Annotated in this window: 10 protein-coding genes and 1 pseudogene; 9 read left to right on the top strand and 2 right to left on the bottom strand. The window is 37.2% G+C overall.

Going from position 1 to position 13,319, the window contains the following annotated elements:
* Positions 1-80 precede the first annotated feature (80 nt).
* The 9 genes and pseudogenes from HPY74_00390 to HPY74_00350 all read left to right on the top strand — a co-directional run bounded on the left by HPY74_00390 (position 81) and on the right by HPY74_00350 (position 11,195).
* Positions 81-1,232, top strand: coding sequence for a hypothetical protein (locus HPY74_00390; GenBank protein ID NSW89136.1), 1,152 nt, complete (start codon positions 81-83; stop codon positions 1,230-1,232).
* Positions 1,233-1,446: 214 nt separating this feature from the next.
* A complete protein-coding gene (locus tag HPY74_00385) occupies positions 1,447-2,508 on the top strand; it encodes a LacI family DNA-binding transcriptional regulator (protein NSW89135.1) in 1,062 nt (353 codons plus the stop codon).
* A 267-nt stretch (positions 2,509-2,775) separates the two neighbouring features.
* On the top strand, positions 2,776-4,047 hold the full coding sequence (locus HPY74_00380; GenBank protein ID NSW89134.1) for a Glu/Leu/Phe/Val dehydrogenase: 1,272 nt from the start codon (positions 2,776-2,778) through the stop codon (positions 4,045-4,047).
* Between the two features lie 281 nt (positions 4,048-4,328).
* Positions 4,329-4,514 (top strand): annotated as a pseudogene (locus HPY74_00375) (phosphomannomutase).
* 394 nt (positions 4,515-4,908) lie between these two features.
* On the top strand, positions 4,909-6,501 hold the full coding sequence (locus tag HPY74_00370) for an FMN-binding glutamate synthase family protein (GenBank protein NSW89133.1): 1,593 nt from the start codon (positions 4,909-4,911) through the stop codon (positions 6,499-6,501).
* Positions 6,502-6,696: 195 nt separating this feature from the next.
* On the top strand, positions 6,697-7,518 hold the full coding sequence (locus tag HPY74_00365) for a M55 family metallopeptidase (protein NSW89132.1): 822 nt from the start codon (positions 6,697-6,699) through the stop codon (positions 7,516-7,518).
* A gap of 28 nt (positions 7,519-7,546) precedes the next feature.
* Entirely contained in the window at positions 7,547-8,413 is an 867-nt protein-coding gene (locus HPY74_00360; GenBank protein NSW89131.1) for an amidohydrolase family protein, read from the top strand.
* A 96-nt stretch (positions 8,414-8,509) separates the two neighbouring features.
* Positions 8,510-9,877, top strand: a complete 1,368-nt coding sequence (locus HPY74_00355) for an MFS transporter (GenBank protein ID NSW89130.1) — start codon at positions 8,510-8,512, stop codon at positions 9,875-9,877.
* Between the two features lie 34 nt (positions 9,878-9,911).
* Positions 9,912-11,195 (top strand): diphosphate--fructose-6-phosphate 1-phosphotransferase, encoded by a 1,284-nt coding sequence (locus tag HPY74_00350; protein NSW89129.1) that lies wholly within the window; start codon positions 9,912-9,914, stop codon positions 11,193-11,195.
* Between the two features lie 22 nt (positions 11,196-11,217).
* On the opposite strand, the gene HPY74_00345 is transcribed toward HPY74_00350, so the two are convergent.
* Positions 11,218-12,168, bottom strand: a complete 951-nt coding sequence (locus HPY74_00345; protein NSW89128.1) for a helix-turn-helix transcriptional regulator — start codon at positions 12,166-12,168, stop codon at positions 11,218-11,220.
* A gap of 91 nt (positions 12,169-12,259) precedes the next feature.
* Positions 12,260-13,141, bottom strand: a complete 882-nt coding sequence (locus HPY74_00340; GenBank protein NSW89127.1) for a hypothetical protein — start codon at positions 13,139-13,141, stop codon at positions 12,260-12,262.
* Positions 13,142-13,319 lie beyond the last annotated feature (178 nt).

The raw sequence follows: 13,319 nt of genomic DNA, 5'->3' as shown, positions 1-13,319 counted from the left end.
TAATTAGCAGAGAAGAGGAAACATAAATAACCTGTTATCTAAGGTTTTTTAATAATTTGCTAATAGGAGGTTTGAATAAGATGAGAGAGTGGTCTAATAAGAAAATGACGGAGAGGGAGAGATACCTTGAAACACTGCTTTTCGGCAACCCTGACAAAATTCCGTTACAGCCTGGGGGACCGAGAGAATCTACGTTAGCTGCATGGCACAATCAGGGTTTGCCTGAAGGGGTAAATTACTACGATGCTTTGATGGATATGTTGGGCTTGCCTGAACCGGCTAAAGCTGATAGGGTATATTTGAATGTAGACTTTAAGATGATTCCTCAATTCGAAGAAAAGGTATTAGAACATAAAGACGGGCACTATATTGTACAGGACTGGATGGGCGCGATAACTGAAATATCCGACAAATATGACTATACATATATAAGGTCAGCCAAAGATTTTGTCACAAGGAAATGGCACAAGTTTCCGGTAGAAACCAGGGAAGACTGGGAGGAAATGAAAAAACGTTATAATCCCGATACCACCGGACGTTTACCTGAAAATCTTGATGAAATCTGTGAAAAGCTTAAAGACAGGGATTACGTTGTAGGAATAAATGTAAATGGGCCTTTCTGGCAGTTGAGGGAATGGCTTGGATTTGAAAACTTGTGTATCAAATTTATTGAGGAGCCTGATTTTGTCCATGAAATGATTGAATTTTGGACTGAATTTGTTTCAAAGGTAATGGCCCGTTTTATTAATAAGGTAAAACTGGACAAAGTTCATATATCGGAAGATATGGCATATAAGGCAAAGAGTATGATTTCACCGGCCATGACCCGTGAATTCCTTATGCCGACGTATAAACGCTGGGTTAAAGAAATAAAAGCAAGTGGATGTCCTATAGTTGACATGGACTCTGACGGATATGTTGGAGAATTAATACCTATCTGGATTGAGTCCGGAATAAATGTGTGTGATCCTATAGAAGTTGCAGCTTATAATGATATAGTAGAATACAGGCGGCTTTACGGCAAGAATATGGCTTATACAGGAGGAATTGATAAAAGAGCTATCGCAAAGGGTGGAAAGGATATGGTAAATGAAGTTATGAGAGTGGTTCCTCCACTATTAAAAGATGGAGGATTTATACCCGGTTGTGACCATGGCGTCCCTCCTGATATATCATGGCCCAATTTTGTTGAATATACACGGCTTCTTGCGGAACTTACCGGCTGGTTGTGAGTTGTAGAATCAGTTCGTTGCAGAATCACAAATACAAAATCCGTTTGAATGTATGGGAGGTAATTAGTCTTCCGGTTCAAATGGATTTATTATTTTATATTGCTTGTTATATTGCTTGTTATATTACTTGCCATTTTAGTAATTCTGATGTAAACTTAATATAGTAAACGATTACTACTAAATGCTGATTCGTATATGATTTGGAGCAGTGACAATGGGCAGAAGAAATATAACGGAAAATAAAAAGACTACAATATATGATATTGCAAAGGAAGTAGGTACTTCTACAGCTACCGTTTCCAGAGTGCTTAGCGGCAGCGGGTATCCTGTTAAAGAAGAGACGCGCTATAAAATACTTGATGCAGCGCGAAAGCTTAATTATGCACCGAATATGGTGGGGAGAATGCTCAAGAAAAACGATAGCAGGGATATTGGAGTGATAATACCTACCATATCCAATCCTTTTTATCCTCAAATTATCCTTGGAATAGAGCTGGAAGCCAGGCAAAAGGGCTATAATATATTACTATGCAATTCCTTTAGGGATCCTGTTACTGAAAAGAAGTACATAGAAACACTGTATCAGAAGCAGGTAAAGGGAATAATAATATCTTCTATAGGGGATAACGGCAAATTTCTATGGGAAATGCAGAAGAAAGGATTAAAAATTGTAACCATAGACCAGGATATTGAAGGACTAAAGTGCAGCAAGGTAGGTTTTAATTATGTGAAAGGAGGTCTAATAGCTACAGAATACCTTATTAATGAAGGACACAGGAATATTGCATTTATAACTTCACCCCTTACGAAGGTAAGCAGGAGAGATACGTTGGAGGGTTATAAACTGGCATTATTAAAAAATAATATACAAATAAGGGAAGAAAATATTATAGTTGGTGAAAGGGAAGAGGAATACGAAAATGCCACGTATGAATTTGAAAATGGGAAAAGAATGGTAAAAAGGTTTTTACAGCTTGAAAAAAGGCCCAGCGCTATTTTTGCCGTAAATGATATGACTGCATTTGGAGCAATCCAGGAGCTTATCAATAATGGACTCAGTGTACCTGAGGATGTTTCGATTGTAGGTTTCGACAATATTGAAGTTTCTTGTATGGTAAATCCACCACTAACTACAGTAAACCAGCCTGCCTTCGAGACAGGGAAACTGGCTTGCCAGATGCTTTTAGAAAGTTTTGAATCTAATGAATATGAGGATGTTTCAATAATACTTGAACCTTCACTTATAATAAGAAAGTCGGTAGCAAGTATACGTTAGCTCAGAAATGTATATGGAAATCTATTAGTTAGGAAATCTCTTAGTTATAACATTTGTAAAAAGAATAAGAGAAAGCCCCTTAAGTGATAAGTGCAAAAATGCAATTTGACTTTCATTTTAAGGGGCGCTTATTTTTTTAATGAATAAATTTTTTCAAAAAAGATTGATTATTACCGTTTAAAGTAATATAATTATCTCGATTAGAAAATTTTTTAGAAAAATTTTTTTAGCAGACAATTTAGAATTCTAAGGGGGTAAGATATTCACATGAATGACCGAAAGTACAATGCATATGAACAGATGCTTGAAGTATTGGAAAAATCAGCGAAAATGTTAAATCTTCAACCGAGAGATTATGAGGCGCTTAAAAACCCGGAAAGAGAGTTGAAAGTTTCCATACCTGTAGAAATGGATGATGGGTCGATACGGGTTTTTGAAGGGTACCGGATACAGCATTCAAGTTCAAGAGGACCTTGCAAGGGAGGGATAAGGTATCACCCGGATGTTAACCTGGACGAAGTAAAGGCGCTTGCTGCATGGATGACCTTTAAATGTGCCGTTGTAAATCTACCTTACGGAGGAGCTAAAGGTGCTGTAAAAGTTGATCCTAGGGAAATTTCGAAGAATGAGCTCAAAAGACTTACGAGAAGATACACTGCAATGATTCTTCCTTTAATTGGTCCGGAAAAGGATATACCTGCTCCTGATGTAAACACCAATGAGGAAATAATGGGATGGATTATGGATACCTACAGTATGTTTAAAGGATATACCGTACATGGTGTGGTTACAGGTAAACCTGTCGAGATTGGTGGTTCATTAGGGAGAAAAGAGGCTACAGGAAGAGGTGTAATGTATATAACCAGAGAAATTCTTAAACATATAGGTATACAAATAGAAGGAGCGAGAATTGCCATACAGGGTATGGGAAACGTAGGAGGGACGGTAGCAAAGCTTCTTTATAACCTAGGGAGTAAAGTTATTGCAGTAAGTGATGTTTCAGGCGGACTGTATTGTGAATCCGGGCTGGATATAATTGATATAAAGAAATATATAGATAGCAATGGTGGAAGAAACCTTTTGGAAGGTTACCCTGCCGGTGGTAATATAAAGCGTATTTCAAATGAGGAATTATTAACATGTGACGTTGATGTACTTATACCTGCAGCTTTGGAGAACCAGATAACTGAGAAAATTGCAAAACAGCTTAAAGCAAAAATTATTGTAGAAGCGGCTAATGGTCCTACAACTGTTGAAGCAGATAAGATACTTGAAGAAAGAGGAATAGTTGTTGTTCCTGATATTCTAGCCAATGCAGGTGGTGTTACAGTATCATATTTTGAATGGGTGCAGAACAATCAGGCTGTTTTGTGGAATGAAGAAACAATTAATTCCAGACTTGAAGAAATAATGATTCAAGCTTTTAATGAAGTTTGGGAAAAGGCAAAAGAAAAAAATACAACATTAAGAATGGGTGCATATATGGTAGCTCTTGAAAGGCTTGTGAAGGCAAAGAAAATGAGAGGTGTTTTTCCATAATACGTGGATGAAAAATGAAAAAGAAAATTGCCAACTTAAACTTGACAGTAACTATACCTGGAGAGATATGGACAGAGATCCGCACACAAGAATTATAACCACTTCATATATATTCTTAGTAGACAGCTCAACACTTAACGTGAAGACTAGCGATGAGGCCAATGATGCCAAGTGGATGAAGGTTTCGTGTAAATAATGAGTATGCCGAACATGGCGAGCAAAGGCCTTTAAAGCTGTTCAGGTTCAATCCTAACTGGACGAATAATGGGCGCATTTTCTTCATAAAAATAAAATGCGCCCATTCAGATTTACTAGTAAAAGAAATTGGGAGATTGGGCGGGAAACCTGTATTTTATAAAACAGGCCATTCGCTAATTAAAGCAAAGATGAAAGAGCTTAATGCTGTTTTTACCGGTGAAATGTCTGGGCACATGTTTTTTGCAGATGAATATTACGGTTTTAACGATTTATCCGTGCGTTTTATAAGATATAATATAACAATTTCGAAACAAGGTATTTCTATATAAAAATTTTTTTAATACTACATCTTGTATATATCTTATAAGGTGGATACCCAGGTTAAATAATTTACTTGCATGAAAATGATGCATAATGCATAAAATCTTGCAAATTGGAGATAAGTTGCAAAATCTGCAACAATTTTGTCAACTGCAATATATCCTGCTTTAAAGATATATAAGATACATCTTGAATGATATAAAATGCAATTTCAACAAATTAATCTTGCATATTCCACTTTTTCATGTTATAATTCAGGATAAATATTTCTTTCTTATTAGTTTGGATTCATTAAAGGTAAATGCATAATGAAGTGCATAATAATTACAAGGGGGTATAAATATGAATCTTCAAACACCTAATGCAAATGACTCTACAAGGACTTTCAATCGTTCTAAGAGTGTGGTTCCCATGAGCGGCCTGTGCTCAAGATGTGTTGACGGTTGCAGGGGAGGCTGTGAGGTATTCAAGGCAACTTTCCGCGGCAGAGAATTGATTTATCCGGGACCTTACGGTGAAATAACGGCGGGTGGGGACAAGAACTATCCTGTCGATTATTCTCACTTGAACATTCATGGATATGCACTCGGAGGTAGGGGACTGCCTGAAGGAGTGGAGGCAAATCCGGATACTGCTCTATTCCCGGATGTAAACACCGAAACCGAATACGGATGGGACACGAAGGTAAAAATGAGTGTCCCTGTATTCACTGGCGCACTGGGTTCAACTGAAATTGCAAGAAAGAACTGGGAACATTTTGCCGTCGGCGCAGCCATATCAGGCATTACAATAGTTTGTGGTGAGAATGTTTGTGGAATCGATCCAGAGCTTGAACTGGACAACAATATGAAAATCAGGAAAGCCCCTGATATAGACAGGCGAATTGAAGTATATAAGCGTTACCATAATGGCTATGGCGAAATTCTCATTCAGATGAATGTTGAAGATACGCGTTTCGGTGTCGCTGAATATATTATTGAGAAACATGGAATTGAAACCATTGAATTGAAATGGGGACAGGGTGCCAAGTGTATAGGCGGAGAAATAAAGGTCAACTCTCTTGAAAGAGCGTTGGAGCTTCAAAGGAGAGGGTATATTGTAACTCCCGACCCTTCCGATCCGATTAACCAGCTCGCATTTAAAGATGGCGCCATCAAGGAATTTGAGCGCCACAGCCGTCTCGGATTTATCGACGAGGAAGGTTTCTATGCTGAGGTGGAAAGGCTCCGCAAGCTGGGCTTTAAGAGAATAACGTTAAAAACGGGCGCATATAGCCTGCGTGAACTGGCTATGGCCATTAAATGGTCATCCAAGGCAAAAATCGATCTTCTGACAATCGACGGCGCTCCCGGTGGAACCGGAATGAGCCCGTGGAGAATGATGGAAGAGTGGGGTGTACCATCCATTTACCTGCATTCAGCCTCGTATGAATTTGCCAAGATACTTGACGATAAGGGAGAAAGAGTGCCAAACCTTGCATTTGCAGGTGGTTTCAGCTCTGAAGACGGAATATTCAAGGCATTGGCTCTCGGTGCACCGTTTGTCAAGGCTGTATGTATGGGACGTGCCCTTATGATCCCTGGTATGGTCGGAAAGAATATAGAGAAATGGATTAAGGAAAATGATCTTCCAAAGACAGTAAGTGAGTTCGGTACAACGCCTGAAGAAATATTTGTCTGCTATGAAAAGGTCAAAGATATTGTCGGTGGGTCTGAAATAAAGAATATTCCTCTTGGTGCTATCGGAGTATACAGTTATGTCGATAAGCTCAAGGTTGGATTACAACAGTTGATGGCTGGCGCCAGATGCTTTAACATAGCCTCCATGTCGAGAGATGACTTGATGTCCTTGACCGAAGAATGCGCCAAGGTCACAAAGATACCTTATGTCATGGATTCCTACCGTGCAGAGGCCATGGAAATTCTGAACAAATAATACATTTGAAAGCATTAATGACCAAAATATCAAGCCGGACTGCAGGAACGATTACGTATCCTGCAGTTTTTTAATTTTTTTATATTGCTTTATTGCGATACCAGTGTTAATATAAGCATTGAGACATGAATATAAGCAATTACCGAAATTTAAGTTTTTATCGAAAAAACAAATAATATGAGGGGGCAATATTATATGAAAATTTTCATAATGACTGATATGGAAGGAGTTTGTGGCGTTTTAAACCATGACGATTGGGTAACTCCGGCTGGAAGGTACTATGAAGAGGGGAAGAAGCTCCTTACTTTGGAAGTAAATGCTGCTGTTGAAGGCTTTTATGCAGCAGGAGCTACAGAAATATATGTGGCAGATGGTCATGGATATGGGGGGATCACACAATCTTTGCTGGATAATAGGACGATGTATGTAAGAGGTTTTCCTGGCCCCTGGCCGTTTACCTTAACTAAAGATTTTGACGCTGTAGCATGGGTAGGACAGCATGCAAAGGCAGGTACTGAATATGCTCACATGGCCCATACTGGGTGGTTTAATGTACTGGACTACAAGATAAACGGTATATCTGTTGGTGAATTTGGCCAACTTGCCATGTGTGCTGCTTACCTGGGAGTAAGGTCAATATTTGCTGCGGGAGATGAGGCATTTACAAAAGAGGCTGCTGCACTTATTAAAGGTATAGAGACAGTAGCTGTTAAGAGGGGATTAACGCCTGGGACAGGCGATAATTATGATACTGAAGGGTACAGGAACAGGAATCTGGCTGCAGTACATTTTCATCCTGAGAAAGCCCGTGAATTAATAAAAGAAGGGGCAGAAAGGGCATTAAGAAGGTTTATTGAAAACAAAGAATCTTTCCAATTACTAGAATTGAAACCGCCTTTCAGGCGTGAAATTGAATATAGGCCAAATGGAAGTACTTCATCATATAAAGCCTATGCAGAACATGAAAGTAATTTTATTAAAATGATGAATTCAAGTGAAATAAAATTGGTCAAATGAAAAATAAAATCAGGAGGTGTATAGATTTATGATAATTGATGCCCATAATCATGCTGATTGGCATGGACACAATCTTGAAAGATTTCTTGAGAACATGAAACAATATAATATTGATAAAACATGGCTGTTAACCTGGGAGTGCCCTCCGGATGAGTATGACCCTTCATACAATTATTGTATTAATGTAGATGCAGCTAATGCTGGTGGACCCATATCCTTTGCAAGGTGTCTGTCTTATGTTGAAAGAGCACCTGATAAGTTTGTCCTTGGATTTGCTCCCGATCCGAGAAAACCTGACGCAATAGATAGATTAAGAGCTGCAATCGAGATTTATGGAGTTCGTGTTTACGGTGAGTTGAAACTTCGTATGATGTATGATAATCCTGATGCAATAAGAATATATAAGTTTTGCGGTGAAAAAGGACTTCCTGTTATAGTACATATAGACTATGAATTTGATACAGGAAGAAAATATCCCAGGCCCAATTGGTGGTACGGCGGGGGAATTGATGCCTTTGAAAGGGCAATAAAGGCTTGTCCTGAAACCATATTTCTTGGTCATGCCCCTGGATTTTGGGCACATATATCCGGGGATGATAAATATGATAAGGAACCTTATCCAAAAGGAAAAGTACTGCCTGGAGGAAAGCTTATTGATATGTTAAGAAAATACCCCAATCTTTATTGTGACCTTTCGGCAGGTTCGGGCTGTAATGCCTTGTCCAGAGACCCTGAATTTGCAAAAGAATTTTTAATTGAATTTCAAGATAGAGTGCTTTATGCAAGAGACTATTTTGATAATAGACACCAGGAGTTTCTTAACAGCCTGGGGCTTCCTCGAGAAGTATTAGACAAAATTTACTCAGGAAATGCTCTTAAATTGGTACCAATTTAATGGTGGAAGGTGAGAAGTTGGAAGTTAGAGGTAAGAGGTTAGAGATGAAAGTCAGCAATTGAGAAGTTATGCAGGGGGGAAAACTAGCTTTTTAAGATGGAGAAGCTCCAATACTTAGAACGAATCAAGGTAAGTACAATATTTAGAAGTTTTTATTTAAATAGATATAAGAAACGTAGTCGCGTCCAGAAACTATTTATACTTGACGGAGTTGTAATAAATGCTGCAATAGTCCTTACGTCAGGAATATTCCTCTCGGGATATATAGTATTACTCGGAGGTTCGGACTTTTTAACGGGACTTCTGAATAATTCATTAGGCTGGGCTTCAGTAGTAGCCCTTGCCTCTTCATTGCTTTTTGAAAGAATGAAAAGAAGAAAAAAGATAATAATAACCTTCAACATTCTTTCACGCCTATTGGTTTGTTCAACTATATTTTTGCCTCTTATTATTTACAACAATAAAATAACATTATTTGTGTTGACAATTATGGTTATCACGGGAAATATCTTATGGAGCTTTTTTAGTACCGGCAATGTTGTCTGGATGATGAATACAGTACCTAAAGATACCCGGAAGGAATTCATATATGCCAGGATGTTTTGGCTAAGGATATCATTTACATTGTTTACCATAGTTATGGGGTTCATTCTGGATGCTTTAAATAAAAGCTACGTCGGATTTTTTATAGTATTTGTGACAAGCCTTGTTTTATCTATAATTGATGCTGTGATATTGATTAACATTGAAGAACCGGAGAACTCGGTAAATGGTAACAAAAGGGTAAACTCCAAACAGATTTTTGAGCCGTGGGAAAATAAGGAATACAGGCAATATCTTATATTCGTGCTTTTATTCTACCTGGGATTGTTTACCTCTGTTTCATATACGCCGTTATACCTTATAAGGTATATGGAATTTGATTATAAATTTATATCTTCCATAACAGTTTTGTCTTATATTTTTATGATTGTAAGCACAAACTTTTGGAGTAAAATTGAGTGGAAAAAGGGCATAAAATTTGTATTGAGAGTAGGCGCATTCTTTATAATCGCAGAGGTCCTTGTATATGCTTTTTTAACTAAACAAACATACTTCCTGCTTTTTATAGCCTCTATAATGTCAGGAATTGGAAATGGAGGTTTTAACGTTGCCTTATTAAATTATAGGTACGACCTTATGCCGGAAGATAATAGAACTATTTATGAATCATGGTTTGGCGCAGTTTATGGGCTTGGAACAATTCTGGCTCCTGTCTTGGGAGGATATTTACTGGGACATCTGCCTTTGATAAGTAATGCGGTTTCCCAGTATGGCAATTTCCAATTGCTGTATTTAATAACTTTTATATTTGATTTAATCATAGTGTTTGTGTTTTTTGGGATAAAGCAAAAAGATAAAAATTTATGCTATAATGTAGAAAGAAATAGAGGCGTTAACTTTAAAGTAGAACATACTCAGTAAAATTATTTGTAAGTATATGAAGGAGGAGTGAAGAATGAAAAAGAACGCCCTTGTTGCACAATCCGGAGGACCGTCTCCAGTAATAAATGCATCCCTCCAGGGAGTAATTGATGGGTGTTTTTCTTACTCTGACCATATCGGTAAAGTATATGCCGGCTGGCATGGTATTGAGGGTGTCTTGTTTGAGGAACTTATTGATATTTCATCCCAGCCCCGGGAAGAGATTGAACTTTTACGCTATACTCCTGCTGCCGGTGTAATCGGAACCTGCAGATATAAGCTAAAAGAAAACCAAAGGGAGGATTTTGAACGTATTATCGAGGTTATAAAGGCTCATAATATCGGTTATTTCTTTTACATTGGCGGCAATGATTCAATGGATACTGCTAGTAAAGTTTCAAAGCTTGCACAAGAAAAGGGTGTTGAGCTTGTTGTAACTGGAGTACCGAAAACTATTGACAATGATATAGGTGACGAAGAATTTACTATTATTGACCATACGCCCGGTTATGGAAGCGCTGCAAGATATTGGGCATATCTTATACAAAATGTTAATGAGGAAAATAAGGGGATAAGTGTTTCCGAGTGTGTTTCAGTGTTACAAGCTATGGGAAGAAAATCCGGCTTTATTACTGCAGCTGCAAGGCTTGGCGACCCTGATAGGGAAATACCTCTCCAACTATACATGGCAGAATCCCATCATACACTTGAGTCACTTGCTGAGAATGTAAACAGGCAGCTTAAAAAAACCGGACGCTGTATTGTAGTAGTTAACGAAGGATTCGATGCGGGTGATTTGGGAGAATCTTATGACGGCTTTGGACACATTGAATATGGTGCCAGTAAAACAACCGTAGCCCAAAAAGTAGTAAACTATCTAAATAGCGTAGGACTTAATGCCAGAGGAAATGTAACGGGACAGGTGCCGGGTGTTCTCCAGAGATCTGTTTCTATTCATGCATCTAAAGTAGATATTGAAGAAGCATATGAGGTTGGGAAAAAAGCTGTAGAAATAGGTATAAATGAAGGGACAGGATGGATGGCTACGATTTTGAGAGCTCCAGGAACTACTTATAAAGCTGTTTTTGACAAGGTGCCTTTAGAGAAAGTTGCAAACTCAGTAAGATATATGCCTTCCCATTGGATTACCAAAGACGGCGTGGATGTTACCGATGATTTTATACGTTATGCAATGCCTTTAATTGGTGACGGCTGGCCTGAAATAAAAATTGAAAAAGGCCTTCAAAGGTTTGCAAAGTTTAACATAAAATTTATAGAAAAGAAATTACCGGAATATACCCCTGTTAACTTGCGATAAGATACTTTGCATCTGTGGCAAGTTACTTTGGGAGAAATGCCTTCCTGTATTGCCTGGGAGACATGCCGGTATCTTTTTTGAATATTTTGCTGAAATAGGCGGTATCGTTAAATCCTATGGCATAACAGATATCGGTAATGGACATATTTTTGTCATTCATGAGGTCTATTGCCTTAGCAATGCGGAGAGCATTTTTATACTCTACGAAAGTTTTACCTGTTATTTGTTTGAAAATAAAACTGAAGTATGCCTGGGACATCATGGACATTTTACTGGCATCTTCCAGGCTTAAGTCTTCATTGTAATTTTCATTTATATAAATTATGGTTTTATTTATTGCATCTCTATATTTTTCAAACAATTCAAAGGTTTTTTCACTACCCTGTTTTATATATTCCCTTTCATATTCTCTGGATATAATGGCAAGAAGCTTTAGGAGGTCTGCTTTTATGTTAATTTCAAAATATTTCTGCTCATGGTTAAATTCATACAACATTTCATCGAATAGAGATTCCACCTTATTTTGAATGCTGCCACTTAATAGGAGTCCTGGCTTGATATCTTCAGTAGATACAAGAAAAGGCTGTAGGTAGGCAAAATCGAAAAGAGAGGAATTTATATACGGGTTATTTGTGTCATATGTTATATTTTGATTAATAAAATCTGTTACAAATTCACAGCCAATTATATTTACCTCCTCTTCCGAAGCAAGGTTGACCTGATGAGGTACAAAAGGGGGGAGTACAAAAATAGTACCTTTTACAAGAAGATGGCTTTTATCATTTACTAAATGCTCTAAACATCCCTTTTTAACATACCATACTTGCATGTAATCATGGGTGTGTATATTAGTTCCGGATATTTCTTTATTAGATAAATTATAAATTTTAAAAGGGATTGACTTTTTAAATACTTCGCTGGCTTTATTCATGAAAACTTGATATTTGTCGTTTTGTTTAACCTTGGCCATCATAAAAAAGCATTCACCTTTCCCATTTTTCTTTGCTTGATTATACTATAATTTTTCTATTTATATTATAATAGAAAATCTACTGATTGTGAATTTATTTAGTTCCTAATAGATAAATTGCTGCAAAACTTAGTATTATTCCTGCATAAGCAGTCCTTGAAACGCTTTCTTTTAGAATAATCCGGCTGAATATTACTACGGAAATTATATTAAGTATACTCATTAGAGGGAAAAATAAGGCAGACTTGAACTTTGTTATGTAAAACATATAAATCATATTGGTTATATCAGTTATAAGGGCAGGTGAAGCAGTATAAAGTAAAAACTTACTATTAAAAGGGAAGTTTTGCTTTTTCATAAGGACCAAGGCAGTTAAGTATGGTAAACCTAGTATTGCTACAATAAGGTTATATATGATTAAATATTCTTTAATAAAACCATCATATGTCAACATATACTGCTTTGTAAATATTACAGCTATACCTACTGCAAGGGTACTGGAACCGGCTAATAAAACCCATTTAAGGCTTATTTTCCGGGACTCGGCTCCTTCATTATAAGAACCCTTGTTGAATAATATCAAAACTATAGTAAATAAAACCAGGCCTATAACTTGAAATACACCCATGCTTTCTTTCCACAGGATGAGGCTTACTATTATAGGCACAATTGACTGGAAACTGTATACTACATTAGTCAGGGATGTTGGGCCTTCCTTCAGGGAACTAATAAGCAGTATGTAGGAAATTAAATAAAATATGGCAAAGCAGGCCGGGTATAGAAACATATCCGGCCTGAATGTATACTTATACCATGGAGGAATCAGGAAAATAAAAACAAGCTGGAAAAATGAAAAAAGTATAGTAAAATAAATGGAATCATGCAAATTTTTTATATGCCCTTTCTGGGCCATTTTAACAGCTATTGCATTAAGACCCCTCAATATCGAAAATGCAAAGAATGTAAAGTATATCATTGTTGCCTCCATTGATTTTTTCTCAAACTCTCTTTAATTATATTAAATGATATCATAATCTATTGAAAAGTAAATATTAAGTTATTGAGTAAAATTTTATTTGACAAAGCTATCTTCATGTGGTAATTTGTAACTGAATAGTTATATAAGTGCTATAGTGTACAAGAACTATTATACA

This window comes from Bacillota bacterium (assembly GCA_013314855.1).
Classification (GTDB): Bacteria; Bacillota; Clostridia; order Acetivibrionales; family DUMC01; genus Ch48.
This window is presented reverse-complemented; position numbering and strand designations above follow the sequence as displayed.